The organism is Methanocalculus chunghsingensis (genome assembly GCF_018132105.1).
GTDB classification, from domain to species: Archaea; Halobacteriota; Methanomicrobia; order Methanomicrobiales; family Methanocorpusculaceae; genus Methanocalculus; species Methanocalculus chunghsingensis.
Genome location: NZ_JWHL01000013.1, coordinates 44,466 through 71,266, shown reverse-complemented (window position 1 = coordinate 71,266; position 26,801 = coordinate 44,466). Strand labels below are relative to the sequence as shown.

The 26,801-nt window shown below is 52.3% G+C and carries 32 protein-coding genes and 1 other RNA gene; 23 read left to right on the top strand and 10 right to left on the bottom strand.

From position 1 onward, the window contains the following. The 9 genes from RJ53_RS08655 to RJ53_RS08615 all read left to right on the top strand — a co-directional run. On the top strand, positions 1–636 hold a 636-nt coding region (locus tag RJ53_RS08655), incomplete at its 5' end, for an HAD family hydrolase (protein WP_211531222.1). Positions 637–682: 46 nt separating this feature from the next. Beyond that, positions 683–2,299 carry a methyl coenzyme M reductase system, component A2 gene (gene atwA, locus RJ53_RS08650; RefSeq protein ID WP_211531221.1) on the top strand — a complete coding sequence of 539 codons (1,617 nt, stop codon included), beginning with the start codon at positions 683–685 and terminating at the stop codon, positions 2,297–2,299. Between the two features lie 2 nt (positions 2,300–2,301). After that, the gene (gene mmp3 / locus RJ53_RS08645; RefSeq protein ID WP_211531220.1) at positions 2,302–3,834 is read left to right on the top strand and encodes a methyl-coenzyme M reductase-associated protein Mmp3; all 1,533 of its coding nucleotides are present in this window, start codon (positions 2,302–2,304) and stop codon (positions 3,832–3,834) included. Then, positions 3,831–4,292, top strand: a complete 462-nt coding sequence (locus RJ53_RS08640) for a methanogenesis marker 6 protein (RefSeq protein WP_211531219.1) — start codon at positions 3,831–3,833, stop codon at positions 4,290–4,292. The genes mmp3 and RJ53_RS08640 overlap by 4 nt, the downstream gene beginning before the upstream one ends. Positions 4,293–4,294: 2 nt before the next feature. Next, complete coding sequence (locus RJ53_RS08635; RefSeq protein WP_211531218.1) at positions 4,295–4,744, top strand: methanogenesis marker 5 protein; 450 nt, start codon at positions 4,295–4,297, stop codon at positions 4,742–4,744. Continuing rightward, positions 4,741–5,985, top strand: coding sequence for a methanogenesis marker 15 protein (locus tag RJ53_RS08630; protein ID WP_211531217.1), 1,245 nt, complete (start codon positions 4,741–4,743; stop codon positions 5,983–5,985). Before RJ53_RS08635 ends, RJ53_RS08630 begins: the two co-directional genes overlap by 4 nt. Before the next feature lie 15 nt (positions 5,986–6,000). Then, positions 6,001–6,576 (top strand): methanogenesis marker 17 protein, encoded by a 576-nt coding sequence (locus RJ53_RS08625; protein ID WP_246496057.1) that lies wholly within the window; start codon positions 6,001–6,003, stop codon positions 6,574–6,576. Next, positions 6,573–7,511, top strand: a complete 939-nt coding sequence (locus RJ53_RS08620) for a methanogenesis marker 7 protein (protein ID WP_211531215.1) — start codon at positions 6,573–6,575, stop codon at positions 7,509–7,511. Before RJ53_RS08625 ends, RJ53_RS08620 begins: the two co-directional genes overlap by 4 nt. Positions 7,512–7,517: 6 nt before the next feature. Next, on the top strand, positions 7,518–7,961 hold the full coding sequence (locus tag RJ53_RS08615) for a carboxymuconolactone decarboxylase family protein (RefSeq protein ID WP_211531214.1): 444 nt from the start codon (positions 7,518–7,520) through the stop codon (positions 7,959–7,961). A 175-nt stretch (positions 7,962–8,136) separates the two neighbouring features. Here RJ53_RS08615 and RJ53_RS08610 read toward each other — a convergent pair whose 3' ends face one another. The 3 genes from RJ53_RS08610 to RJ53_RS08600 form a co-directional block, all read right to left on the bottom strand. Further along, entirely contained in the window at positions 8,137–8,382 is a 246-nt protein-coding gene (locus tag RJ53_RS08610; RefSeq protein ID WP_211531213.1) for a DUF5654 family protein, read from the bottom strand. A gap of 84 nt (positions 8,383–8,466) precedes the next feature. Then, complete coding sequence (locus RJ53_RS08605; RefSeq protein ID WP_211531212.1) at positions 8,467–9,954, bottom strand: PKD domain-containing protein; 1,488 nt, start codon at positions 9,952–9,954, stop codon at positions 8,467–8,469. Continuing rightward, positions 9,954–12,059 (bottom strand): hypothetical protein, encoded by a 2,106-nt coding sequence (locus RJ53_RS08600; protein ID WP_211531211.1) that lies wholly within the window; start codon positions 12,057–12,059, stop codon positions 9,954–9,956. Before RJ53_RS08600 ends, RJ53_RS08605 begins: the two co-directional genes overlap by 1 nt. Positions 12,060–12,192: 133 nt before the next feature. Between RJ53_RS08600 and RJ53_RS08595 the strand changes: the two genes are divergently transcribed. Then, positions 12,193–12,768 (top strand): MerR family transcriptional regulator, encoded by a 576-nt coding sequence (locus RJ53_RS08595; protein WP_211531210.1) that lies wholly within the window; start codon positions 12,193–12,195, stop codon positions 12,766–12,768. Here the strand turns inward: RJ53_RS08595 and RJ53_RS08590 are convergent. Continuing rightward, positions 12,765–13,373 carry an HD domain-containing protein gene (locus tag RJ53_RS08590; protein WP_211531209.1) on the bottom strand — a complete coding sequence of 203 codons (609 nt, stop codon included), beginning with the start codon at positions 13,371–13,373 and terminating at the stop codon, positions 12,765–12,767. The two genes, RJ53_RS08595 and RJ53_RS08590, sit on opposite strands and share 4 nt — an antisense overlap. A 128-nt stretch (positions 13,374–13,501) precedes the next feature. On the opposite strand from RJ53_RS08590, the gene RJ53_RS08585 reads away from it, so the two are divergent. Further along, positions 13,502–14,719, top strand: coding sequence for a tRNA (N(6)-L-threonylcarbamoyladenosine(37)-C(2))-methylthiotransferase (locus RJ53_RS08585; protein ID WP_211531208.1), 1,218 nt, complete (start codon positions 13,502–13,504; stop codon positions 14,717–14,719). On the opposite strand, the gene RJ53_RS08580 is transcribed toward RJ53_RS08585, so the two are convergent. Further along, on the bottom strand, positions 14,712–15,737 hold the full coding sequence (locus RJ53_RS08580; RefSeq protein ID WP_246496052.1) for a YbgA family protein: 1,026 nt from the start codon (positions 15,735–15,737) through the stop codon (positions 14,712–14,714). The genes RJ53_RS08585 and RJ53_RS08580 overlap by 8 nt on opposite strands. 82 nt (positions 15,738–15,819) lie before the next feature. Between RJ53_RS08580 and RJ53_RS08575 the strand changes: the two genes are divergently transcribed. From RJ53_RS08575 to RJ53_RS08560, 4 genes are read left to right on the top strand one after another with little or no spacing between them, the layout of a single operon-like run. Further along, positions 15,820–16,248, top strand: a complete 429-nt coding sequence (locus RJ53_RS08575) for a metal-dependent transcriptional regulator (RefSeq protein ID WP_211531207.1) — start codon at positions 15,820–15,822, stop codon at positions 16,246–16,248. Positions 16,249–16,251: 3 nt separating this feature from the next. Next, complete coding sequence (locus tag RJ53_RS08570; protein ID WP_211531206.1) at positions 16,252–17,148, top strand: metal ABC transporter solute-binding protein, Zn/Mn family; 897 nt, start codon at positions 16,252–16,254, stop codon at positions 17,146–17,148. After that, positions 17,145–17,906: a metal ABC transporter ATP-binding protein gene (locus RJ53_RS08565; RefSeq protein ID WP_343221870.1), complete on the top strand. Its 762-nt coding sequence runs from the start codon at positions 17,145–17,147 to the stop codon at positions 17,904–17,906. The genes RJ53_RS08570 and RJ53_RS08565 overlap by 4 nt, the downstream gene beginning before the upstream one ends. Continuing rightward, on the top strand, positions 17,899–18,702 hold the full coding sequence (locus RJ53_RS08560; RefSeq protein WP_211531205.1) for a metal ABC transporter permease: 804 nt from the start codon (positions 17,899–17,901) through the stop codon (positions 18,700–18,702). The genes RJ53_RS08565 and RJ53_RS08560 overlap by 8 nt, the downstream gene beginning before the upstream one ends. Before the next feature lie 24 nt (positions 18,703–18,726). Here RJ53_RS08560 and RJ53_RS08555 read toward each other — a convergent pair whose 3' ends face one another. Further along, entirely contained in the window at positions 18,727–19,113 is a 387-nt protein-coding gene (locus tag RJ53_RS08555; protein ID WP_211531204.1) for a hypothetical protein, read from the bottom strand. Between the two features lie 257 nt (positions 19,114–19,370). Between RJ53_RS08555 and RJ53_RS08550 the strand changes: the two genes are divergently transcribed. The 3 genes from RJ53_RS08550 (at position 19,371) to RJ53_RS08540 (ending at position 21,726) form a co-directional block, all read left to right on the top strand. Further along, entirely contained in the window at positions 19,371–19,868 is a 498-nt protein-coding gene (locus RJ53_RS08550; protein ID WP_211531203.1) for a HEAT repeat domain-containing protein, read from the top strand. A 122-nt stretch (positions 19,869–19,990) separates the two neighbouring features. Beyond that, the gene (locus tag RJ53_RS08545; protein ID WP_211531202.1) at positions 19,991–21,505 is read left to right on the top strand and encodes an SLC13 family permease; all 1,515 of its coding nucleotides are present in this window, start codon (positions 19,991–19,993) and stop codon (positions 21,503–21,505) included. Positions 21,506–21,549: 44 nt separating this feature from the next. Then, entirely contained in the window at positions 21,550–21,726 is a 177-nt protein-coding gene (locus tag RJ53_RS08540) for a hypothetical protein (RefSeq protein ID WP_211531201.1), read from the top strand. Between the two features lie 5 nt (positions 21,727–21,731). On the opposite strand, the gene RJ53_RS08535 is transcribed toward RJ53_RS08540, so the two are convergent. Continuing rightward, entirely contained in the window at positions 21,732–22,091 is a 360-nt protein-coding gene (locus RJ53_RS08535; RefSeq protein WP_211531200.1) for a hypothetical protein, read from the bottom strand. 69 nt (positions 22,092–22,160) lie between these two features. On the opposite strand from RJ53_RS08535, the gene RJ53_RS08530 reads away from it, so the two are divergent. Beyond that, on the top strand, positions 22,161–22,397 hold the full coding sequence (locus RJ53_RS08530) for a winged helix-turn-helix transcriptional regulator (protein ID WP_211531199.1): 237 nt from the start codon (positions 22,161–22,163) through the stop codon (positions 22,395–22,397). Beyond that, positions 22,394–22,708: a transcriptional regulator gene (locus RJ53_RS08525; protein WP_211531198.1), complete on the top strand. Its 315-nt coding sequence runs from the start codon at positions 22,394–22,396 to the stop codon at positions 22,706–22,708. Before RJ53_RS08530 ends, RJ53_RS08525 begins: the two co-directional genes overlap by 4 nt. Before the next feature lie 6 nt (positions 22,709–22,714). Here RJ53_RS08525 and RJ53_RS08520 read toward each other — a convergent pair whose 3' ends face one another. Then, positions 22,715–24,403, bottom strand: a complete 1,689-nt coding sequence (locus tag RJ53_RS08520) for a phospholipase D-like domain-containing protein (protein WP_211531197.1) — start codon at positions 24,401–24,403, stop codon at positions 22,715–22,717. On the opposite strand from RJ53_RS08520, the gene RJ53_RS08515 reads away from it, so the two are divergent. Genes RJ53_RS08515 through RJ53_RS08505 form a run of 3 tightly spaced genes read left to right on the top strand, consistent with a single transcriptional unit; the run spans position 24,398 to position 25,516 of the window. After that, a complete protein-coding gene (locus RJ53_RS08515; RefSeq protein WP_343221869.1) occupies positions 24,398–25,057 on the top strand; it encodes a uridylate kinase in 660 nt (219 codons plus the stop codon). The two genes, RJ53_RS08520 and RJ53_RS08515, sit on opposite strands and share 6 nt — an antisense overlap. 34 nt (positions 25,058–25,091) lie before the next feature. Then, positions 25,092–25,253 (top strand): zinc finger domain-containing protein, encoded by a 162-nt coding sequence (locus RJ53_RS08510; RefSeq protein WP_211531196.1) that lies wholly within the window; start codon positions 25,092–25,094, stop codon positions 25,251–25,253. Positions 25,254–25,255: 2 nt separating this feature from the next. Continuing rightward, complete coding sequence (locus tag RJ53_RS08505) at positions 25,256–25,516, top strand: elongation factor 1-beta (protein WP_211531195.1); 261 nt, start codon at positions 25,256–25,258, stop codon at positions 25,514–25,516. Between the two features lie 8 nt (positions 25,517–25,524). On the opposite strand, the gene RJ53_RS08500 is transcribed toward RJ53_RS08505, so the two are convergent. After that, complete coding sequence (locus RJ53_RS08500; protein WP_211531194.1) at positions 25,525–26,478, bottom strand: malate dehydrogenase; 954 nt, start codon at positions 26,476–26,478, stop codon at positions 25,525–25,527. A 12-nt stretch (positions 26,479–26,490) separates the two neighbouring features. Beyond that, an RNA gene (gene ffs, locus RJ53_RS08495) (signal recognition particle sRNA) lies at positions 26,491–26,800 on the bottom strand. Position 26,801 lies beyond the last annotated feature (1 nt).

Sequence of the window (26,801 nt, the reverse complement as noted above, 5' to 3'; positions counted from 1 at the left end):
CTGAAAGAGCATTTTATTGACTTTGGGATCTCCTGTGGAAGGAAGGTGATCACGCAGGATGATGTTGCTGCTATTCTCTACCATGAGGAACATGCTGTTGTTGGTGATCTCCAGGAGACGATCCGGGATGTATGGGTCCGGTGCAGCAAGCACAAACCGATCATGGCCATCAATTCAGGCGCAATCCTGAATATCAGGACATGTGCCATCGAATTCACCCTGACCGCCGGCGGCAGCCCGTTTCCGGGTGCAAAAGAGACCATAACGCGTTTGCATCAGCTGGGAGTGGCTACCTTCATCGCCTCTGGTGATCGCGGCTCAAAACTTGAACGGATGGGGGATTACCTTGGTATTCCCCGTGACAGGATCTATGGTGTCGCCACCCCGACGATGAAGGCCCAGATCGTACAGGATCTGAAGAAAGAGTACAGCACAGTGCTGATGGTCGGGGATGGGATAAATGATCTCCGGGCGATGCGTGAGTCGGATATTGCTATACTTTCAGAACAGCAGTCTGGCGAGCGGATCGAAGCCCTCTTCAACACTGCAGACTACGTCATCACTGAGGTATGTGAGGTGATTGGTATCGTCGAAGGGATAGCACGCTCAGAACCTGGCAGTACTGTTCCTATATAAAGACTAATATGCTCCTTCCTCTACATACTATCTCAAGAGGCAATTTATGAAACCTTTCATCACTGTCGAAAACCTTTGCATGGAATTTAATGGCGCGCGGGTACTCAATAACATCAATCTGACAATCGAAGAAGGTGAGACCGTCGGCATTATCGGAAGGAGTGGTGCTGGAAAGACTGTTCTGATCCATCTGATTCGTGGGATCGATCAACCCCCGACCAGCGGAAAAATCATCTATCATGTTTCGGTCTGTGATGCCTGTGGCAGGGTTGAGCTACAGAGTGCCGCGGGCAGTGTATGCAGCCGTTGCTCCGGCGGTACGCTTCAGCCGGCAGATATCGATTTATGGAATGATGATGAGTCGAGACGGCGCTATCTGATGAAACGAACCGCCATCATGTTCCAGCGTACCTTTGCGCTGTATGGAAATGATCGTGTCATTGAAAATGTTCTGCGTGCCCTTGATGACGTCGGCTATCCATCCGGGAAAGCCGTCTCCCGCGCCGCAGATCTCCTCGATGAAGTCCGATTATCCCATCGGATGATGCATATTGCACGTGATCTATCCGGCGGTGAGAAACAGCGTGTTGTTCTTGCGCGTCAGCTGGCAAAGGAGCCGTTCCTTCTCTTTGCTGATGAGCCGACAGCAACCCTCGATCCAAAGATGGCGCGGGTTGTTCATGAAATGCTCAAGGAAGCCGCATCCTCAGCCTCGATGGGAATGATCATCACCTCTCACTTTGCCAGTGCCATCAAAGACGTCTCTGATCGTGCCCTCCTCCTCTCTGATGGTGAGATCGTAAAAATCGGAACTCCACAAGAGGTGATTGAGAAGTTCATGGAAGAACACCATGATAATGAGGTGTTTACAAAGCCCGAGCTTGGGAATACCCTGATCAAATCTGATAATCTCAAGAAGCGATACATCTCTGTTGACCGTGGGGTGATCCGCGCGGTTGATGGCGTCAGCTTCGAGATACAGGAGAAGGAGATCTTTGGGATTATCGGCACAAGCGGGGCCGGGAAGACGACCCTCTCACGGATCATCTCTGGTATACTGGAGCCGACGAGCGGGAAGCTTGAGATTAAGATCGGCGATGACTGGGTCGATATGGGGCGGCCCGGATACCAGTACCGCGGCCGGGCAAAGATGTATATCGGCCTTCTCCATCAGGAGTATGATCTCTTTCCGCATAGAACTGTTCTTGATAATCTCACCGATTCGATTGGCCTTGAATTTCCAAAACAGCTCGCGATGAGGAAGGCGATGATCACCCTGAAGATGGCGGGTTTCTCTGAGGAGAAAGGGCAGGCTGTCTTAAATCGTCTTCCAAATACCCTGTCTGAGGGTGAGCGTCACCGGGTCGCCCTGGCACAGGTGCTGATTCGTGAGCCGAGAATCATTGTCCTTGATGAGCCGACAGGAACCATGGATCCGATCACAAAGGTGGATGTCAAGCACTCTATCCTGCATTCAAGAGAGGAGATGGAGGAGACCTTCATCGTCGTCTCTCATGATATGGAGTTTGTCCAGGATATCTGTGATCGCTGTGCGCTGATGCGGGGTGGAAAGATCGTCTCCATCGGGACGACAACTGAGATTATGAATCTCCTCACAGAGGAGGAGAAGGATATTATGAGTCGTGCCGTACAGGGAGAGTAGTTATGCTACGCATTACCCTGGATGGCAGTCAGATCACTGCCAATGAAGGTGATTGCCTCAGTGATATTCTTCCTGGGCATCAACCCGGACTCTCTGTTGCGGTGATCCGACCCGGCATCGTCTCCCAGGAGGTGACCCGCCATTTTCGGGTCGCCACCTCGGCTGGTGAGTTCGTTGTCGAGATTCCGGATTCAAATGTGTCACTTCCGGATCCGGATGATGAGGCGACGGGCTCAGCCATTCACTGGGCTGACCGCTATGCGGCTGCTTTTGGACCATTTCCAGCCTCTTTTACTCCTTCACGATCCCCCTCGCGGTATGCACGTGGAGATCTCATCATCGGTTGCGGCGGGTATGACCCGGACCGTTCCTACCTGATCCTCTCGCGTCAGGACCACCTGGCAGATCACGGGGCATCATCTGATGGAGGGATCATCGGGCGGGTGATCGCTGGCCGTGCGGTGATAGACCGGCTGACGACCGGCGACAAAATAACAAAGATCGAGCGGATGATCAGCTGGGCCGACTCGACCCACACCGTCACAACGACCGACCTCTCTCTCCCGCTTGAGGATGGGATGGAGATCATCTCATATATCCGGATACGGGCTGACGGGTATACCGAAGGCTCGATAGATTCCAGGATTGCACGCTCTGCCGAGCATCTCCTCTATTGCTTTAAAAATGGCGTCTATCATGCAGATCGGACCACATCAACCCATTGCATGGACTTCCATCTCGGCCGGCTTGAAGTGCCCCAGGAACAGACCCGCCCACGTTACGAAGGGGCTGTCACCGTCAGGACAAAAGGGCGAAACTCAGGTGCAATGTATATCTATCGGGAGGATGTGGCAACAAGCGCACATCATACCCTGGTCGGGCAGGTGACACACGGGATCGAACTCGTCCGACTGATCGGTGATGGTGAGGCATGCGCCGTCGTCACCGAGCCGGAACGGCTTGATCTTCGAGGAATGCACATTCATGATGCGCTTGCATTGTTGAAAGAACGGAAGATATCGTTTGAGATCGAGTCTGATATGGATGAATCGGATCGGATCATCATCGATCAGGATCCGGCAACCACACTGGAGGTTCTTGCAGCCGGCCATGTCCGCCTGATGACGATGAGAGAAGGTGATGTCATCGATATCTCCCTTGATGAAAAGAAAGCGCCAAAAACTGTCGATATCTTCCGGAGGTTCACCGGCCTGAAACTCTACTCCGTCGGGATGCTCCCGTTTTTCTTCACATTTGAGGATGTCTGGCTCTTTGAACCCGAGATTCCCGAGCGGATCAATATCATCCCGGAGAATATCCCGGTTGATACTATCCCGGCAAACTCACTTGCCATGACGAATGCCTCCCGGCGTGGTGCAGGGCTCGTCGGTGTTCGAACATCAGACAACAATGAGTTTGGACCAACAGGAGAGCCATTTGAGGGAACCAATATCATCGGCAGTCTCATCGATGTCGGAAAACTGAAGGAATTTAAAGAGGGAGATATCGTCTATATCAGGGAGGTGAAGAGATGAAGGAGTATATACCAGAGTATGTCGGTAGCGTGACGAAGTATGTCTTTGTCGATTCCCCGGATACCACCCCACAGGATCTGGCCATCGCCGCATACGAGGTTGCGATGGGTGTTATGATCAAGGAGACCTGCTTTGGTATTCAGGTGACCGGATCCCCCGATGAAGTATCACGGATCATCGATGCGCTCAGGAAGCTTGATCCCTATCATATCTTCGTCAAGGATCGGGGGTTCCCTCCAGGCGATCAACGGCGGTGCCGGGCAAATCTTGGTGGTGCCAGGCCCGGATACCTCGGGCATGAGTATGAGATCGGCCTCGCACGGTTCATATCATACGGATTACGAGAGACTGATACTATGAATGATAATGATCTGTTGAAAGCAGCCGTACCGATCAGACGAGCATCCCCGCTCGATATTGACGATCTCTCGACAATTATAGAAACAGAGGAGGCCTGATTATGGTAAAAGTCTTCATATATCCTGCAACAAGCCTGATGTTATCGGATCTTGTTGCAAGGTTCGGGCATGAGCCACTCGGATCAGCACTCTCGATTCGCGATCATATTCAGACACCCGGATTCGACTCCCCACCGCTCCAGATAACCCCGGAAGATCCGAAGAAAGGCCTCCGGTGGGCCGCGGTCGAAGTACCCTCCGGAGTCAGGGGCAGGATGTCCGTCTATGGACCGCTCCTTGACGCTGCCGAGGCAGCGATCATCGTAAACGATGCGGAATTTGCCTTCGGGTGCATGGGATGTGCCAGGACGAACGAACTTCTCATCTTCCGGCTGAAACAGAAAGAGATACCTATCCTTGATCTTGTTTATCCAAAGACGCAGGACGAAGGTGTCGCATTCGTTGCATCCATAAAATCGTTCCTGAAGGAGCTTGGAGGCGGTGAAGAATGAGCCGGCCGGTCAGAATAGCACAGCTCACCTGCGGGGCAGAATACTCGGGTGTACAGAATGAGATCGCAGAGGCCGCTGCATCTGTTGATGCCCAGCTCTTCTATCCTGATATCTCACTTGCCGATCTGAAGAAGAGTGAAGCATCATTTGGCCTCAATGTGAAGAGCCCTGATCTGAAACTGGCTATTGCCCGTGCTGATGCTCTCGTCTCCGGGAAGGTCGATGCTGATGCCGTCTTCATCGGAAGTTGTTTCCGGTGTGCCGAGGCCGCGATCGTCAGGAATGAACTTCGCCGGTATATTCATGAGAACTCCGAGCTTCCGGTCGTCTCATACTCCTTTACGGAACGGACGACATCAGGAACCCTTCTGACGCGGATGGAGGCCCTGACGACGATAGCACGCCGCCGTGCGCTTCTTGCACGGGAGAAGCAGTCCGGGATCACGATGGGTGTTGATTCCGGCTCTTCTACAACGAAGTGTATCGTTATGAAGGAGAACGAGATCATCGGAACAGGCTGGGTGCCGACGACCGAGGTTCTCCGTTCCGCAGATGAGGCCGTGGAAGCTGCCCTTAAAGAGGCTGGTCTGACTATCGATGATATCGAGGCGATCGGAACGACGGGCTATGGCAGGTTCCTCATTGGTAAGCACCTGAAGGCGGATCTCATTCAGGAGGAACTGACCGTCAACTCCAAGGGGGCTGTGTATCTGGCAGATCGGCAGCATGGGCCCTCAACGGTGATTGATATCGGCGGAATGGATAACAAGGCTATCTCGGTGATTGATGGCATTCCTGGAACATTTACGATGGGCGGGATCTGTGCCGGAGCCAGTGGGCGTTTCCTTGAGATGACAGCAAAACGTCTTGGAATCGATATTACCGAACTTGGTCCTCTCGCAATGAAAGGTATCGGACATGGTGTTCCAATGAACAGCTACTGTATTGTCTTTGGAACCCAGAGCCTTGTCAATGCCCTTGCGTCCGGCAGCACCCCTGAAGATGTCGCCGCTGCCGCCTGTTATTCCGTAGCTGAACAGGTTTTTGAACAGCAACTGCAGGAGATTGATATCCGGGAGCCGGTTATCATGGTCGGTGGTACATCCCTGATAGAAGGTCTTGTCAAGGCGATGGGGGATCTCCTCCAGACAGAGATCCTGGTACCTCATCATTCCCAGTATATCGGAGCGACCGGTTCTGCCCTCCTCGCCTCGGGATTCATTGATAAGGGGAAGGAGTGATCTCGTGTGACGACGATGGATCGCTATGAGGTGGAGTGTTTTGAGGAAGCGGGACGGGATATTTATAAACAGATAACCTCGACCGTCCTTCAGGATCATAACCTCACCTCAGTCGTCTCAAAACTCAGGATCTTCATAGATCCGAGAATTCCGATATTCGTCGCCGTCGGGACGATCCGGGATGCCGGAGGATCCATACAGGTCTCTGATGTCGGCTCTGTCCAGAGGCAGGCAGATTCCGCAACGATATCTGTCCGGGATGAGACCCATCTGGCAAAGCTGCTGGTCAAACTCAATACCATCTTTGGCTACGATCATGTTGACCAGCCGGACCGGTTTACCATCATTATCAGTGATACTGAGATCCCGGCTGATTTTGAGGGTATGGAGGTGGCAAACAGGGCAGACACCGTCTTTCGGGATCTTATCTATGCGCTGACGGTGATCGCACCGGAGGGGTTCAAGGTACGGCGGGAGTCATATGGGAAACGCCGGTTCTTCTATGTCGCCAGTGAAAATACCCTCCCTGAACACGTCATCGAGGGTATTGTCTCTGAACAATTTGGATTGATTGGGGAGGAATTGCAATGATTCTTGTACCGGTCACATTCCGGGGTGGCGTCTACCGGCATGATGAGGTAATGGATTATATCGAGGATCTTGGAGGCTATATCATCCAGAAACATGATATTGCCCAGGAGGTTGTCCTTCAGGTTCTGATCCCAAAAGATGATATTGAGCGGTTCAGGTCATTTGTCCGCCCACTCGCCGGGGAGGTGACGGCTTCTCCCCTTGTCGGAACAGAGATAGCCGTTGTCATCCCCAGCCTTGAGATTCACCATCTTCCCCACTCTGCCTGTGATATTGCAGAGTATCTCAGAACCGTCGGTGCAAAGACCAATATGGTCGGTCTCGCCCGCGGGTTTGGCAAACGTATCTCACAGCTGAATGATGAAGAGCGGGATGTCATCAATGAGCACGATGTTGCCGTGTATGTCCTTGGTAACTTCGAGACCTGTATTCAGGAGAAGTTTAACGGCCTCCGGCGCGGGGTCCATGTCCCGGTCATCCTGACCGGTGCACCACCGGTCGATGCGCTGAAGAGGATCACCGATCCGCCTGCGGCAGGATATGTTGGGAATCTTGGGAGGTTCATGCACAGGACGAGGACAGAAGCAGATATCGGGAGGCTTGACGCTGTCGTGGAGGAGGTTGCCCGCGTCCTTGATCTCTCCCGTGACGAACTGGCTCAGGATCCCCTCTCGGTCTCTCCTGCACGGTTGCAGGATGTTATCCAGGAGGGTGTTCCTGAGATTGATGAGGTCTTCTCCCCGACCCCGATAACAGTACAGCTTGCCGGAGTCCGTGTGAAACTTCCATTTACCCGGTATGCAGAGACCATACGGCGACTCCCGGTGGAAGAGGGTGTTACCGTTAGTGATATCGCAGATGTCATACCGTCGCGAATGCGTGATTACATATTGGTTCGGATCAAACCCTTTTCAGAGACTCATATCGTGGTGTAGACGGGAATGAATTTCGAGACGATTATTAAGCGGATACAGGAGAAAGGAACGGATTCCACAGCCCAGGACTGGCTGAAGGAGATTGAGGGCGAGTACGGTGCGGTTCCTTTGATCTTTCAGAGAATGGGGGAGAGGCCGGAGGTTCTCATCTCGCATCTCCTCTATAAGGACTCGGTCACCCAGTTATCGACACTTGAACCGAAAGTGGTCGAATTGATCAGCATGGCTGTCGGAGCTGCCTTAAAATGCAGCCACTGTGTCGATTATCATATGAGGGCAGCACAGGCGAAGGGAGCAACCCGTGAAGAGATCCTTGAAACAGTGCTCATCGCCGGTCTCCTCGCCAATGCCGCCGTCCTTGCAGATGCATACAGGGTGGTCAATGGTGTTGAATGCGGGGCATCCTGTGAACTCTCCGGTCTCCACAGAAGTCATTCGAAGACACCCTGATCAGATGGGTATTCTATATCATTACCTTTTCAGAAATTTCCTTCCTTCTGAGGGGGGTAATTGATCCTCACTCATTAGATGACGAGGAGCCTCCAACAGGGGCTCCTTTCTGACAATTGTATATCAATGAGGATAGGAATTGTTGCCAGAGTATCTTCCATAAGATTCTCTTCTCTTACTCTGGCTTCTTCTCCTCCTGCAGTGCTTTTGCAGAGATGCGTGCAATCCATATGGTGATGAGAACGGCGAGAATTGTCACAAGGACTGCATATCCAAACATCGCCGATAAATTATCCTGTGTTCCAAACAGTTCACGAAAGAGTGCCTGAACTGATGAGTTCCAGGCAAGTGCTGCGATAAGTCCGAATGCAACGGTCATTAATGCAGCGATCTTCTCGATTACTTCGGTCTTAAAACTCATATCTGAAGGATCAGATTTAAATTATTTAAATGGTTTTATGAAAAAATGTATAAACTATATTTGTTGGTGGGGATTATCTTCCGGCTACCTTCGTATCAGATCCTCGAGCAGTCTGATAAATTCGGCAATTGCAGCACCGGGATGTTTCAGTGGAATCTCCAGGGAGAAGTTGGCTGCAACAGTCTGATTCTCCTCAATGATCGGTTCGGCCGCCTCTCTCACCATTACTACCGGTGCAGGTGTCGGCTGCATGACGGTAATATATCCCATTCTGGAGATGGTATCAGTACCAAACTCATTTTTGATCGTCATCGATACCGGAAAGACCCCCTCGCCGGTATAGGTGTGGGATGGATGGCGTCTGATGCTGGTTGTTCCATCCCCGAAATTCCAGATCCATTCTTTCGGAGATCCTGTGGAGCGATCTGAAAACTGAACGGCCAGAGGTGCGGATCCAAAGGTGATATCTGCATCAAACGCCGCTTTTGGAGGGGTGACGACGGTGATATACCCGGTTCTGCGGAGTGTTCCACCTCCCTGCCTGCCGGAACTTACAAGAGAGACTGCATATGTGCCCGGGTTCTGGTATGTATGTACCGGATGCTGCACAATCGATTTTTTGCCATCCCCAAAATCCCAGATCCACTGGTTCGGGCTGCCACTTGTGAGATCGATGAACTGAACGGAGAGTGGTGCTCCCCCCGTTGTCACATTGGCTGCAAAGTCTGTTATCGCCTGTCTGTTGACGATGATGAGGTTATTTCTGCTCAGGCTCATAGTTCCATTACTATTCATAACAGTGAGCGAGACGGTATAGACTCCCTGGCGGGTATAGGTATGCACCGGATTGATCTGATCCGATTTCGTTCCGTCGCCAAAGTCCCATTCCCGGCTGATGATCCCACCGGTTGATGTATCTCTGAAGGCGACGGAAAACGGTGGCTCCCCACCGGTTCTGTTGAGACTGAATTCGGCAACCGGAGGTGTGGTGACGGTGATATGGTTCTGCCAGGTCTTTGAGAAACTCCCGGCATGGTTCCTGATTCTCTGTGAGATGGTATATGTTCCGGGTTCTGTATAGGTATGGGTCACCACCTGGCCGGACCCTGTTGCGCCGTCACCAAATCCCCAGTGCCAGTTCGTCGGAGTATTCGTCGATCTGTCGGTGAAGGTGACTGTGAGCGGTGCGGGACCTGTTCTGGTGCTTGCTGTGAAACCGGGCTCGGGTACGGCTTCCCGCTCATAAATCATCACATTATAGGGTGTACTCACCGGATGCCTTTCATCAACGCTCACCTGAAGGGTCGCATGCCAGGTTCCTGCACGGTCAAAGGTAACGGTGACCGGATTACCGCTTGCAACGACAGGTTGCCTGCTTGATGGGTCGCCTGAACGAATGAATTTCCATGACCAGTCGGTTGGGTTTTCTTCGTTTCCCACCACCGATCCGGTGAAGATGATGGTTGTCGGGACCACGCCTGTGGTGGTGTTGCTGGTGATGGTCGGGAAGGCTGCGGATGCGACCGTGCAGATGAATGCAAGGATGAGAAGAATAAGGAGAGGTGCTCTCATCAGAGGAGACCTCCCGGCAGAAGAACGATCAGGGTGAGCAATACTGAATAGGAGAGAGTGGGCGGAAAGAGGGATGCCGGACCTGAAAAATCAAAGGTACTCCTGAGTGCGATGGAGATGATGATGATGGACCAGCAGGCGGCAAGGAGAATACCGATGACCGGGATGAGGCCTGCGATTCCAAACGGGAGAATCGCATAGAGGGTTATCCTGAAGATTTTTCCAAATCCCCCCTCAATCCTGCCGGTGATGAGATATGCGATGATACTTGTGACCAGAACCAGAAGAGCAGTGATCAGAAGGATATTCAGGATAAAAAACGCTGCTGCGCCCGGTTCTGTGGTCAGTTCTGTTAGTACCGGATAGAGCGAGGGATCAATATTGAAATACCGGAACACTGTTGCAATCGCCAGAAGGTTGCTGAAGATACAGAGAAGGACTGCTGATATGAAGACGAGGAATGGTTTATACAAAGGGTCGTCAATGAACTGTCCTGCACCGGAGGGTGCGATGAGAAATGTGAGAAACCTTCCAAACTCACGTGGGGGGGATATCCCGATGCATGGAGACTCCTCACCCGACTCTCTCCAGTCTCCTTCAGATGAGAGTCTGATGCCACAGATATCACACCAGGGGCTCTCGGGGGTGAGGATTGTATTACAGACCGGACACCGCTCTGGTGACGGGGGTTTCCCGCTCTCATTATCTGGCGGAGAATATTCGGGATCTTCATCCGTCTCCTCCTCCTGTCTGTTTTCTCCACTATTCTCTTCAAGAGGGGTGATCTCCGGCTCTTCCTCTTCGATGAGGGGTGGCGGTGTCTCATCGGAGGTCAGAAGGACAATCCAGGCATCCCGCTCCTCCCCCTCTCCAAAGGTCAGGTGATGCTGTCCTATCTCTTTCTCCTTTCCGATGAATGAGATAAGAATCGATTGTTCTCCCGAGCTGTCAATGCAGGGTGATGCGTCAAGAATCGAACGGCGTGGGTGTTCTCTGATGATCGCCACATTCTGCTCATCTCCCTCATAGATGATCAGCCTCTGTGAGGTGAGCAGAAGCCCCCGCCTCCCTTCCGGGGTCATCAGCCCTGATCGCTGGCATATCGGGTATTCCTTCTCACTGGCTCTCTTCTCTCGCTTTGTGTGATCAGTTGGAGCTGTCTGTGGCACCCCATCAATGATCTCTTTCACATATCTGACTGCCCTATCCCGATCGGCCATCCCGGCCGGGAAGGTAATGTTCATCCTGCGGACACCGGTTCCGGTCATAATGGCGAGTACAGCGGAATATTCGCCATCAGGAGTGAACTCGGAGACGATATCAAAGAGATCCGATCGGAGGAACTCTCTCTCGGCCCCCTCCCCGGATCCGGGTGTTATCCTGATGCCGGCATCAGCGATTCCTATTGTAAAGGTCTGGCCTTTGATGACGACTCCCGGGATTGAATCGATATATACCAGCTCTTTTTCCCTCTTCTGAGCCTTTGCTACAGGAAGCAACTGTCGGATCATTGTATCTGCCTGATCCCGTGCAACCGCCCCTTCCGGGAAAGAGAGGATCATCTCCCTGACTGCACCACCGGCATGGATCCGGAGGAGAAGTGATGGAAGCTCTCCCTCTTCCCTTCTGCACCCAACGATTGCAGAGCGCTGATAGATGCGCGGAGCTCCTCCCCCCGATGCAGGTGTGATCGTAATCCCGTCTTCGAGGATCTCTAATTTATATTCTGATCCTTTAATCCTGACCGTTGAACCGGCTACCTGCGGAGGGGTACAACCTCCCTGCATCATCAGGTGTAGCATCTCTCCGAAACGGTCCCGGGACGATATTCCCCCGGCCCATTCCGGAAATGCAACGATCATGCGGCGTACGATCCCTCCCGCGTTGATTGCAAGAGCGATGGAGGGGAGCCCGTCCGGGTTCAGCTCAGGGACCGCATCAAAGAGGCTTGACCGATGGAACTCACGCCGCGTTCCCACCCCGGATTCAGGCGAGAGGATGACCTTGTCCCCTGTTAGAATAGCGGTGAATGCCTCTTTTTTGATAAGGATGCCTTTAAACTCCCGGTTATCCGGGCTTGATGAGGATGCACCTGGTTTGGTCATTCTTCTATAGAGTACATGTCATCTGACTGCCATAAGTCCTTTCTCGTCGAGGAACCTGGAGCGATGACGAGCAGATTGATAAAGAGGGTTATGTAGTAGACTTTCCTAGTATCATTACCAGAGTGATCGCGTGATGAAAGAAGAAAAAATTCGTATAGCAGAGATGGCAGCCCTCCTCTCCCTCCCCGAGGATCTCATCAGGCAGTATGCTGATGAGTACGACGAATATCTTGCATATACAACCATTGGAAAGGTCAGGCTTTATGACCAGTCCGCAGTCAGAAAATTCAGGGTGATAGCAGATCTCTCAGCACAGGGACTCAGCCGTGCCCCTATCATCTCGGTTCTCAAAGGAGGGCGTTCTCTTGGGGATATTGCCGCATCCATGGATGAGAGTTCTGAAAAATCCGTATCCAGCCCCCCGCCTTCCCCTTCCCCGGAGCTTGGCGATGAGGCTCTTATCTCTCTTCGGCGGACCAGTGACGCAGTCACCCGTATTGATCAGAAGATAGGTGTTGTCCGGGATGGAATGACGGCTGATACCGAACGGATCATCCGGGAGATCTCTCTCCTCAGGGAGGAGGTGGAGAGTCAGCGCAGAGATCTTCGGACCTTATGGTCACAGATCCGGGAGCTGGAAGAGGATCTCCGTGAACGTGAGCTCCGGAAATCATGGCTTGAACGGCTTGCGGGGCGGCTCTCCCGTTAATCCTCCACAATCCACTCGATGGCGACCTCTCTGCCGAAGATCCTGGTGAAGAGATCTGCTTTCCGGGTCCCATAGTACCATTCGGCATCTCCTCCCTGATCAGATGAACAGCTGATGGTTACCCTGTCTCCGGTGATGGTGACGCGGATATCCTTTACAAGTGACCGGTGTGTCCGGTCAAGTCCATCTGCGATCCTGAGGATGGAGGCGAGCATCCCGATACGAGATCTGTCCTCATCGTTTTGGTCGGCAAAGCCTCTGTGCTTCATTGAAGGGAACGCTTTTCTATGGTATCGTGCGAGAAGACCGATTATCGTCCGCTCCCTCTCATCCAGAGGCAGGGAGTGATCTTCCATGATCAATCGCTGGCTGCTCTTATGATGCGCCTCTGGCCCCTGGCTCCAGCCGATATCGTGGAGGAGTGCGGCTGCTGCAAGGAGAAACCGTGCATCCTCCCCGAGAGCATGAAGAGGACGAAGCCCATCGAAGAGGAGGAGGGCATTCTTCTTTACCTGTTCATCATGTTCTCTATCAACGCTCAGGGAATGGCCATAGCTTCGGATCACCGCGATTCGTTTCAGTACGTCTCGATCTGAGCCATTCATATGGGCATACTATTCCGGGATCGCTTAAAGTATCTCCCCACAGGATAGTCCAGCCGCCCCGGTCTCATGAATCTGCTCTGATGAGTGGTTTCTTCTTTCTGCAAACCCCATCTTTTTGGGTATCAGCAATGGCTTTACCAGATCCGATTCGCCAGATAGAGAAGAGACGGGTGTATATTGAGACCTACGGGTGTACATACAATGCCGGTGATTCTGAGAAGATAGCGGTCATCCTGAGAGGGCAGGGATGTGAGATCGTCGCATCGGCAGAAGAAGCAGATACAATCGTTGTCAATACCTGTATCGTTGTCGAGAAGACCGAACGGGAGATGCGGCAGCGCCTCTCCCTCCTCGCAGGGCAGGAGGTCTATGTCACCGGATGCCTCCCGAAGATCGACCCCGCTTGTGGTGGTATCGTGATTGATCCGGATACGATTCATGCTCATTATCAGTCTGCCGGGACCCAGCCTGACGGGCGGGTGGCAGTGATCCAGATCGCCCGGGGATGCACCGGCCATTGTACATACTGTATCACAAGGAAGGCACGCGGTCCTCTTCTGAGTTATCCGATGGAAGAGGTGATCCGGCAACTGAAGGGGAGGGTTGCATGCGGCGCGGTGGAGGTGCAGCTGACGGCACAGGATATATCTGCCTGGGGCATGGATCTCGGATCGGACCTCGGGGATCTCCTCAATGCAATTTGTGCAGTGCCAGGGTCCTTTGCGGTAAGGATAGGGATGATGAACCCGGATACCCTCCGCCCTGTCCTTGATCGTCTTCTCAGCACATGCAGGGATGAACGTATCTTCTCATTTTTTCATATCCCGGTGCAGTCCGGGTCAGATACCGTCCTCCGGAGGATGGGGCGGCGGTATACACGGGACGACATCATCTGTATCGCAGAGATGATACGAAAGGAATTTCCAAATGCACGGATCTCAACCGATATCATCTGTGGATTTCCCGGTGAGACCGAGGAGGATTTTTCTGAGACGATCGATCTCCTCCGGGTGATCCGGCCGGAGAAGATCAATATTACCAGGTACTCTGCCCGGCCGGGTACTCCTGCAGCATCATGGTATGATATGCCGGACCGGTTCAAGAAGGATCGATCACGGCAGGCTACCGCTGTTGCACGCGGGATCTTTGATGAGATCTATACATCCTTCATCGGTAAGGAGATGGATGTGGTGGTGACGGAGGTTGTCAAAGAAGGGACTGTCACCACCCGTGACCGTTCCTACCGGCCGATCATCATCAGCGAACCTCTGGAAATAGGGAGTGCCCAACGGGTCCGGATCACCGGCCATCGGTATCATTACCTGTTGGGTGATCTCATCAGGTGACCTCCATATCACGCCCGCGTTCGGTATCCTCAGGCTCAAGGGTCATCAACGGATCCGGGTAGGGGGCAAACCATGTCTGCTCTGCCAGTTCCGGGGTGCCGCTTCTCAGAATCCATGCCCGGAGGAGGGTCTTCAGTCCGGATAGTGGCGCTCTTCCCTGTCGGTATGACTCAAGTTCATCAAGGAAGAAAGCCTTCTCGTCCCGGGAGATGCTCTTCTTCAGATGTCCGAAAGAATGGAGGGCGACATTTATTTCAGAGGTAAAACGGGGAGCCCTCCGCATTCCTGAAAGGAGTATCGGTCTGTACTGACTGAAGATATCAGCAGCCGGCTGCCGCTCCCTGTTTCCCACGATGGCTCCAAGCTTTCGGAGCATCGGCTGGCTGTATGCCATGAAGAGGAGCTTATTCTCTGTATGGAACCTGATGATCGCCTGCATCGTCCCCTTCTCTTCTGCGGCACGGAGATCAGCAAGGCAGAAGATACGGGTGAGAAAGTGCTCCCGGATCCTCCGGTTCCGTATCCTCCCTTCATCCTCGATGGGGTAGTCCGTGTACCGATCCAGTATCATTCTGCCGAAGAAACCCGGCCCTTTTCCGATGGGTGCGGATTTCCCTGCAGATGGGTATCTCTTCACCTCTGAGATCCCGGAGGTCGGTGATTTATTCTTCATGATGAATCCATCCACAGTGGGCAGGCTATCAAGAAATGATGAGCAGAAGGTGGACATCTCATCGGTGAGATCCCGTTCGGTGGATGGCTGTATCAGCCTCTCTCCCTCTTCTGTCAGAACGATCCTGATCGTATCCCTGGGGATGCCAAGCCCGATCTCAACTTCCGGGCAGATCGGAATGAAGGTGATATGTGGCTTCATCGACGAGACCGCATGGCTTGTGATCATGTCTCCATTATACCGCACATGATCAAACTCGATACAACGGCTTACAACCACGACCGGCTTCTGAAAGATACGCTTCCCTGTCATCATGCTCCCTCTGATCGACTCCTCTGGCGTCATACTACAAAGAGATGATCATCGCTGGAAAAAAAGAAGTGTCGGTAACCGAAAATTATATAATCTGAAGAATGCTGTTCAGGGTATGTCATCTCTCGATGAATTTGAGATAACACCCGGAAGAGCAGAGTATCTGAAGTTCATTCTGGAGGCAGGAGGTCGTGTAACAACGATGGATATTGCGCGATCCTTTGGCGTATCCCCATCAACCGGGACGAAGGTGATCAAGGATCTTGCAGAAGCCGGTCTTCTTGTTCACGAGCCGTACTCTGAAGCCATCCTGACAGAGAATGGATATAAAATGGCTCAATTTCTTGAAAGGCGCCATAAAATTCTCTCCCTTCTCTTCTCTCACTATGGTTTCACCCCTGGTGAAGCCTGTGCTGAAGTGAAAAAATTTGAATACTATGTCTCGCGTGAGGCGATAAACCGGATCTGTGCATCATGTGGTCACCCGACAATGTCGGTCTGTGGCCGTATTGATCATGATGAGATCTGCGGTATCCCGGAGTGATCGATGATGAGGACGACACTCCTGATGCTTCTGCTCGTTCTTATCGCATCTTTCTCTTCGGGATGCATCCGGAATGATACCGTCTCTTCGGATGGTGTACTCCAGGTCGCGGTCACTATCCCTCCCCTGAAAGAGATGGTTGAGGTGATCGGAGGGGATCGCGTCTCGGTGACGGTCGTTGTTCCTCCGGGTTCTGAGCCCCATACCTTTGAGCCGGGACCCGGCCTGATCAGCAGGATATCACGTTCCGATATCTTCTTCAGGGTTGGTGAAGGCCTCTTTCCATTTGAGGATCAGCTTGTCGGACGCCTCTCCTCACAAAATCACCGCCTGCGAATCGTTGATCTCTCTCATGGCATCGATCTGATTCTGATGGATGATCACCATGATTGCGGCCAGGATCATGGGGATGCGGGATATGATCCACATATCTGGTTATCTCCGGTGAACGGGGGGGTTATGGCCGAATCGATCGCGGAATCGCTTATCATGCTGGATCCGGATGGTGAGGCATTCTATCGGGAGAACCTTGCAGAGTATCATCAGGCGATCATGGAGACCGATACCCGGCTCCGGGAGGACCTGACGGATCTCCGTATCAGGCGCTTCATCGTTACCCATGATGCCTGGGGGTACTTTGCCAGAGAGTATGGTCTGGAACAGATCGCCGTCTTCGTCGGGGGGAAAGAACCGACAGCACGCGATATTGCAGAGATTGTCAGGATTGCCCGTGAGGATGAGATCCCCATCATCTTTGTAGAACCACAGTTCTCACAGAAGACCGCGGAGGTGATCGCAGCAGAGGCAGACGCGATGGTGATCGTGATCAATCCCCTTGCAGAAGGCTATCTGAGCAACTTCGTTCATGTGGCTGAATCTCTTGAAGAGGCGATGAGGTGACGGCAGCACTTCTGATGGAGGATGTCTCTGTCCGGTATGGGCAGAATCTCGTTCTTGACTGCGTATCCTGGGAGGTATGGGAACATGATTTTGCCGCAGTCATCGGGCCGAATGGCGGGGGAAAGACCACCCTCCTCAAGGCTCTTCTCGGCCTTCTCCCCCTCTCGTCAGGGAGAATATCCATCTTTGGCCATTCCCCTGGTGAAGGAAGGCGGATGGTTGGGTATGTTCCCCAGTTTCATACCTTTGATTTCTCCTATCCGATCACAGTTACCGAAATGGTAATGCAGGGGCGTCTCTCCCATATTCCGGGTCTCTTCAGGAGGTACCGGGATGAGGATCATGAGGCGGCAGAGCGGGCGCTCGGAATGGTCGGCCTCTTCGGAGTCGGGGATCTTCCTATCTCGACACTCTCCGGCGGCCAGCAGCAGCGTGTGATCATTGCCAGGGCACTTGCAGGAGAGCCACGACTTCTTATCCTTGATGAGCCGACCGTTTATGTCGATGCCCCGACTGAAGAACAGTTCTTCAGTCTTATCGCCACTCTTCTTGACGAGATGACGGTGATCATCGTCACGCATGATATTGGTGCGATATCCGGGAGAGTGAACCGGATCGCATGCTTAAACCGTCGTCTTTACACCCATGGTGACGCGATGATAACCGATGATATGCTCATATCTGTCTATGGCTGCCCTGTTGATCTCATCGCCCATGGGGTGCCGCACCGGGTACTCAGGGAGCATGATGATGTTTGAGATACTGGGGTATGGCTTCTTCCAGAATGCGATCATCGCCGGAATAATAGCAGCAATCGCCTGTGGGATCACCGGAAGTTTTGTCATCGTCAGAAGGATGGTTGCAACGAGTGGAGGGATCTCTCATGCTGCATTCGGAGGAGTCGGTCTTGGCTACTTCCTTGGGATCGATCCGCTTCTTGGCGCTTTTCTCTTTACCGTGGGTGCAGCGGTTGCGATCTGGTATCTCAAGACCCATGAGCTTCAGGAGACTGATACCATAACTGGTGCACTCTGGGCAACCGGTATGGCAACAGGTGTCATCTTCATCGCCCTTACACCTGGATATGCCCCGGATCTCTTCAGTTATCTCTTTGGAAACATTCTCCTCGTCCCTTATCAGGATCTCCTGATGATGGGGTTGCTTCTTCTGCTGATCCTGACAGTCGTCTCGATCTTCTTCAATCAGCTGGCGGCGGTCACTTTTGATGAGGAGTATGCAGAGATTATGGGGCTCCCGGTCGGCGGGCTCACCCTTCTGCTCTTTCTTCTGATTGCCGGTACAGTCGTTCTTCTCATATCAGTCGTTGGGATCATCCTTGTCATCGCTCTTCTGACACTGCCTGCGGCAACCGCACGATTGTTCACCCGGACGCTCCCGTCGATGATGGGGGCGGCTGTTCTGATCGGGATTGGAACGGTTTTTACCGGGATCATCCTTTCGTACTCCCTCGATCTCCCTTCAGGAGCGATGATCATCCTTGTGGGTGCAGGGATATATGCTGCCGCTCTCGCAGGGCGGCACTTTTCCGGATGAGAACCATCCGCGTACCTGTTTCCCTCAGATTTCAAGGGCGTCCATCTCGTCAAGAAATGGCATCAGTGTGGTGATATACCGGCGCTCTTCACCCTCAATGACTGCTTCGCCACAGGCGATGACCTCAAGGATCAGCGGGAGTTCTGAGAGCTTATCCCGAAACCCTGGATCCTGACTGCCTGCAAAAGATATAAATGACTCAAGCCGGATAAAGGGGCGTTCATATTCAGGAACGTCTTTATATGTGGCGAGATCGTCGGAGATTGATACTTTTCTGGCGAGCTCATCCTCGAAGTACAGGTAAATGACAATATTATATCGCCTACCAAGCTCTTCAAGCTCGAGAATATCGATCTTCTCACCCGGCGTTACCGCAAAGGTGCGGCACTCTTCACCTCTCTTGGTCTCCATATGAGTATCATATCAACTACCAACGACTAAAGTCATTGGTTTGCCCTTCCATCTCTCTGATCCGGGTTGGTTCAGAGCGGAGTGCGATAGGCTGGTTGATAGACAGCCCGTAGATATGTGCATAATAACCGTTGTCTCCCCGGAGGAAGTGCCTTACACACGTTTGATCGTGAGGTCGGGGTATAAGAGGATCGCGATCAGCACATTTATGATACCCTGTGTCGTATGCGGCGTAGGTGTGTATGGTGGTTGAACGTGTGAATAGTACTGTTAGGAAGGATGAGCTCTTCTTTCATCTGATAACACTTCTTCGTGAAGGAACACTGAATTATCGATGGCGGGCTGCGGAAGCTCTTGGGGAAGAAGGTGATCAGCGGGCTGTCGGCCCTCTCATTGAAGCACTCTCTGATCCCCATGTTGATGTCAGCTGGATCGCTGCAAAATCGCTTGGCAGGCTTGGAGATCCCGAGGCCGTTCCCCACCTGATTTCGATGCTCGATGATGATGATAAATGGCAACGGATCGGTGCAGCTGAAGGGCTTGGTGGGATTGCTGATCCAGAAGCCGTGGAGTCACTTGCCACTCTTCTCGCCAGAGATCCCGATCGGCTGGTCCGGGAGAAGGCTGCATGGGCTCTTGGAGAGATCGGGGGTGATGCCGCGGAAGACGCCCTGCTTTCTGCAGAAGGGGATGAGAGTGAACGGGTCCGCAAATCGGTTCTTAAATCTCTTGAAAAGCTCAAAAAAGGGAAATAAATCTCTCATTTTTTCTCTTGAAAAAACTCACGTAGTGGTATCTTTCCTCTTTTACGTCTCTTTGTAATGATGGTAAAACAAAAAGGAATGCTAATATCCTCTGACTTCAATACAGTGAAGGAATGAAGAAAGAGATCGGGAAAGCAATCGGTTTACTGGCTTTTTTTATATTACTGCTGGTACCGATAGATCCGGCACTCATCCCCATTGAGGCACGGTATGTCCTTGCTGTGACGGTCTTGATGGCGATATTCTGGGTGACTGAGGCAATTCCCCTTGAGGTTACCGCACTTCTTCCCATTGTCCTCTTCCCATTCCTTGGGGTTCTCACGGTGAGGGAAGCGACAACTCCGTACGCGGATCCCGTCATCTTCCTCTTTATGGGTGGTTTTATCATCGCAATGTCGATGCAGCGGTGGGGTCTTCATCGACGAATCGCCCTTCATATTATCAATATCGTTGGAACCAGTCCCCGGAGGCTTATTCTTGGTTTCATGGTTGCAACCGCCTTCCTATCGATGTGGATATCAAATACCGCCACAGCGATGATGATGATTCCAATCGCCATTGCAATTATTGCAACGGTGATGCCGGGGATAAATACCAAACTTAATGAGATGAATGAAGAGCAGCGTGATTTCGCAGGCTGTCTTGTCATCGCTGTTGCCTATGCAGCCAATATCGGTGGTCTCGGGACGATCATCGGATCGCCGCCGAATGGTATCTTCATTGCCCAGATGAAGATCCTCTTCCCCGAGGCTCCGGAGATTGACTTTTTTACCTGGATGAAGTTTGGTATTCCCCTTGCAGCAATGCTCATCCCTATCGTCTGGCTCTGGCTTATCAAAGTGCCATATCGGCATCTCCCAAGGAAACTCTCCCAGGCGAAGGATGTCATCAAACAGGAGATGGATGAGCTTGGCCCGATGAGCAGGGGAGAGCAGTGGACACTTTTCGTCTTTTTGCTGGCAGCCTTCTCCTGGATATTTGCGAAAACAAAAGTTATTGGTGGACTGACCGTTCCAGGTCTTGATATCATCTTCCCCGGTATCTCAGACACCGGGATTGCGATATTTGCAGCTATCCTCCTCTTTGTTCTTCCCGTAAACTGGAGAGAAGGTATATTCACGATGAACTGGGAATGGGCAGAGAAGATCCCCTGGGGCATTCTGATCCTCTTTGGTGGTGGTCTCTGCCTCTCGGCTGCATTCATCAAGAGTGGACTGGCAACACTGATCGTTGACTCGTTCTCGATGCTCTATCTCCTCCCGATCGTTGTCATCGCCCTGATCGTTGCACTTGTCGTCTCCCTCCTCACCGAGGTATCATCAAACACCGCCATCGCCTCTGTGATGATGCCGATCATGGCAGTCACCTCCGTATCGATGGGTCTCCACCCCTATGTGCTGATGATGACTGCGGCGGTCTGTGCATCTCTTGCATTCATGCTTCCTGTGGCAACCCCGCCAAACGCAGTCGCATTTGGGACCGGCTATATCGATATCAGAACACTTGTCCGGTCCGGATGGGGATTGAACCTGATAGGTGTCTTCTTCTGGACGATCTTCCTCTTCACGGTTGTGATGTGGGCAGTTGGATTCACAGCTGATCCCCCCGGATGGGCTCTGAACCCATAACCTCTCCAACACTCTTATATCCGGAGGGGGCAAATACCCCATTTATGTCCCGTATCACAATCAATAATGGCGATTCTACTCCTGGTTCCGGGGTTGAGGGGAAAAAAACGAAGAAAGATGAGAAGATCGAGATCAAGGATGCAACCCGGAAGAAGGAATTTGGAAAGCTTCGATTCGATGGGAAGAACCAGTCGGATATCTTCGAATCCAAACCCCGCTGAAAAGTTCAGTACCTGATAATATCCCGCATATTCTGTACCGTGATCTCCCGCTTCCCCTCATAGGTTGTGAGGATACCATAGATAGTAACCTGATCTCCTATCCGGAGACCTGGATCTCCTGTTCCCCGTGGAATAAATATTCGGGTTCCGGAGACGACAGCATTCCAATGTCCCCCAGACCGGGTCTTTTGGATCTCCTCGACTGATCCCTCTATTGAGACCCTTGATCCGTCAGAAAGGGTTGGATCAAAGGGTTCTGAAAAGGTTTCTGGTCCAGTCACTGTGATCCCTGCATGGATAAGAAGGATAATGAGGAGAGATCCAAGAAGGAGGAAGAGAGCTTTTCTTTCAGGCCGGTATACCATACAGATTCTTTTAACTCCTACCTCTTATCAATCGATAGGTTCTTATGTTAACAGCGTTAACATATCTCTATGCATCCCGAGTTGTTACCTCCCTCCTCACAGAAGGTTCTCCATCTGCTTGAGCAGGGTGGTTCGATGACACACAAGGATATCGTTAAAGAGAGCTGCCTTGCACCCCGGACGGTGCGGTATGCCCTGAAGAGGCTTAAGGATCAGGGTTTGATCCTTGAGAAGTTTAACTTCAGGGATGCCCGGCAGATCATCTATGAATGCAGGGTGAGTGAACCCCAGAGGGCAACTGCATGAAGAGACCGCTCTGCGACATCATGCTCTGTGATGAACTGGCACGGAACTATCTCCCCCGTATGAGGGCGGAGCTGGTATGCCGTCTGGTTCAGAAGCAGGGTGTGAGGCAGAGCGAGGTCTCTCGCCGTCTTGGGATCTCACGTGCCGCCATATCACAGTACCTGAGCAGAAAGCGAGGATCCGGAGATCTCGAACTCTCTGATGATATGGCAGAGATGCTTGATCGATGGGCCTTTACCGTCATGAATGATGGATCCGGCAGCATCACTATCTGTGATATCTGCCGGTGTGCCAAGAAAGAACGACGTTAAATTTTTTTATCTAAGGAATCTCCTCCCGATGATGATCCCTGCAAAGAAGATCAGCATCGAGGCGGCGATCGCCGGTTTTATCCAGTCACCTTCAATGAGCGTAGGCTCCCGGCTTTGGTATCCACTTTTCCAGTCTTCGTTAAAGACTCTCAGGTAGTATGCAGCAGCCTCCGGGTGCTCAATGATCACCCCCGCCTCCCGGTTATTCATTGGAGAGTTCTCATTCCAGTTGATGCTGGATACCAGGACTGCCCGTCCATCAATGATCACCCCTTTTGTATGGATCTTGGTAATCCCGGCACGGCGGGCATCGATCAGCCGTGCCTCGAGGGGGATATCAGTCCGTTGTGCATATGCGTTGATGAACGCGACCATCTCGTCGTTGTCATTATCTCCAACGATATTAAACCAGCTTGCATCAAGAAGAATCCGTACATGAACCCCCCGGTGCGCCGCAGCGACTGCCTCATCCAGCCACGGGTTCGGATCGTTTCGGGTCCAGTTTCTGATGTATGCCTGCTGTATCTCAACTGATGTTGTTGCTTCAGTGATCATTGCCGGGACGAGGTGGGAGGTGTCGGGCGAGATGACCGGCATAACCGTCGCTTCATGGATAATGATCGGCGCGTACCGGGATGTACGGGGTGTGAGGCGGTCTCTCTCCGGGTCATTTATGGTGGCAACCGGAATGATCGGGGTGATGTCCCTTCCCAAAGCATCGTCTGCATAGACCATGGTGAAATAATCGGCAAATCTGCGATCATGAATCCATACCCCCCATCCTCTGTTTCCTTCAAAACCTGCAAACGGAATTCCACTCTCCTTGAAGTTCTCACTTGTGATGATGACGGACTCACCATCGATGATGAGGTACTTGGTGTGGAGGAACCGGTACCTGGATCGCTCCCCACCGGGAGATCCCATCATATCGACCGGAATGCCTGTCCGGTTCAGTCCTGAGAGGAGGTTTGTCTGATCGGGTGATACTCCTCCGACCGGCCCTCCCTCAAGGAGAATCCTCACATTGACGCCCCTGTTGTGGGCATCCTGGATGAGATCTGCAATTCCGGGATGGGTAAACTCATACACGGACATAAGGATCGTATGGTCTGCCGAGAGGATCGCCTCTTCAAAGACCTCATATGCAGAGTCCGGGGAGACAAAGAGGGTGGCTGAGACACCCTCGACACGTAATGGGGAGAAATCGCTCTGCCCGATCATGAAGGGGCGGGGATTCCACTCACCGTCAATTATCCGGTGAACCTGCCCTTCGCGGGACCGGAGGTCCTGGGGCCAGGTGATTGCAAACCTCAGCTCATCATGATAATGGAGTGTGATCTCATCAGCGGCATTTGCAAGGATGAATTGTCCATTTCTGATGACGTTTGGAACTGCCGGCGTTGACTCCTCCCACTCAAAGTCCGGGTATGTGCCATGGGTCAGTTTATATGCCTCCGCCTGCCGTGCAATGACAAGATCGCCATCGATTCTTCTCCCTGGTGGAAAACTGAGTGTTGCCTGATTATCCCTGATAGTCCAGCCGTCAAGCGCCCCTTGCCCTGAGAGGACAATGAACTCGTCCGGATCATTGGGGAGGTAGGGGTCCGGGCAGAAGGCGATGACGGTGATCCCTGCAGATACGGTTGCCGGGATGAGCAGAAGCAGAATCAAGAGTGAGAGGAGGCTCTTGTGCATGAAAGAGATCTGATCTACTCCTTTTTTACCGTCCCGGTTTCATTCCTGTATATGGAGGAGACTGCATATGTCATCAAGCTCGGGGGAAGCCTGCTTGATCTCGTCCCGGAACTGATCCCGGTTCTTGCCGATCATAATATCGTCTGTCTCATCGTTCCTGGAGGAGGGGCCTTTGCAGATGTTGTCCGGCAGCTTGATCCCAACGCTGATGCTGCTCACTGGATGGCGATATCTGCGATGGATCAGTATGGGCATTATATTGCATCCCATGGACTTCCGACAATCGATCGGATCGTGCGCGTGAATGAGTCGTCCGTCTTTCTGCCCTACTGCGCGATGAGGAGAGAAGACCCTTTCCCACATTCCTGGGATATCACCTCGGATACGATTGCTGCATGGGTTGCATGGCGCCTCGATCTTCCGTTGATTCTCCTTAAATCAGTTGATGGTGTCATCTCGGAGGGTGCGATGCTCGCAGAGGTCTCTTCTCCGGTCGTAACTGATACCGTTGATCCCGCTTTCATCCCGTTCATTCTCAGGAATCAGATGTGTGCTCTTGTTATCAATGGAAGGAGCCCTGAAGCACTCAGAAGAGCATTGTCAGGTGAGGGAAAGGAAGGTACGATCATCACTGGCAGGACAGAGGAATTATAACCGAGGTATCCCAATCATATAAGGGAGTCCGACTATGTCAATGGTTAAGTGCACGTCATGTAACGCTCCGCTCGCTGAGCGTGGCGCGACTGAATTTAAGTGTCCTGAGTGCGCCGAGCTGATACGCCGGTGTGCACGATGCAGACATCAGAGCATTCCGTATGCCTGTCAGAAATGTGGATTTCAGGGGCCGTGAGGATGGGAGCTGTCGCAGTTATTCTCAGGGTAATGCCCGAGTCTCCTGAAGTGGATATTGAGGCATTAAAAGCAGCGATTCGTGAAAAGATTCCAGGTGTTTCTGATATGAGGGATGAGCCAATCGGCTTTGGCCTCGTTGCCCTCAAGGTTGCAACCGTCATCCAGGATGAAGAGGGTGCAACAGATGGTATCGAGTCACAGTTCCTTGATATACCTGGTGTAGATCGTGCAGAGATTGTTGATCTCAGCCGAATGATCTAACTTTTTTTTTATTCTCTCTCTTCGAGTGCTTCAAAGACCTGCCGTGTCACATTCCGAATTGTTTCTGTGGAGTTTCGGAACGCTTCCAGCTCATCATCGGGCAGTTTTATCGGTACAGGAAAGACACCACCGCGTGTGATACGTGCAGGAACGCCGATGCAGACACTTCCAATGTCATGAACCTCCTTCTTGATGAAGGCGGAGACGGTAAGGATTCGGTGCTCATCTTCGACAATTGTCCGGACGACCGTTGCTATTGCATCTCCAGGTCCATAGACCGTTGATCCTTTACTCCTGATGATCAGGGATCCGCTCGTCTTGACCCGTTCCATGATCTTATCTTTTGGAAGGTGCGAGAAGGCCGGGAGATTATTAATCTGAATACCGCCAATCGTCGTCGCTGACCAGAGGGGGACCATTGTGTCACCATGTTCACCAATGATCCGTGTATGTACTTCAGATACATGCACATTGAAAAATTCAGCAATACAGGATTTGAGGCGCATTGAGTCGAGATGTGTCCCAAGTCCGAAGACCCTGTGTGGTGGAAGACCTGAATACTTCAAAGCGACTGCCGTCATGATATCGACGGGGTTTGATATGATAAGAAGAAGAGCTTCTGAGGCTGTTCTGCCGATCTTTTCGGCAAAGGAGGCAACTATCTTTCCGTTCTCAACAGCGAGATCAAGCCTGCTCTGGTCTGCTTTCCGTGCAACCCCGGATGTCAGGATGATGATATCCGATCCACGGAGATCCTTTTCATCACAACTCCAGCTTATCCTTGTATTGGTTCCTCGGGCTGCAAATGAGTCAACAAGGTCCCGGGAGAGTCCTTCAAGGTACTGCTGGTTCCCATCACGGCCAAAGAGTGTAACCTCCTTGATTTGAGGGATCTGCGAGATTGCATGGGCTGCATAGGATCCAACCTGCCCTGTCGCTCCGATAATCGCTACTTTCACCATAGAAATCAGAGAATGGGAACGTGTCATCGGTCGACCGCACATACCCTCGTTCCACAGGGCTTCCTTCTCCACCCCGCTTCCCCGTGGGCGCCATACGTCCACAGTAAGTCTGCTCCCTTCCGGGCCTGAACCGATCCCTGCGGCAACAGGCCGCACTTCCCTCCGGAAGATTGGTCCCTGTCCGTTGACCTCACAGGACGAGGCTTCTACGTCGGAAGTACCTGCTTTCCGAGGGCTGCCTCAGCCTTCCTCAGACTTCGCCCCCCGCATATCGACGGTTTCGGGTCACAGGTGACGTCTAACCACCCGGGCTAGTTCCCGTA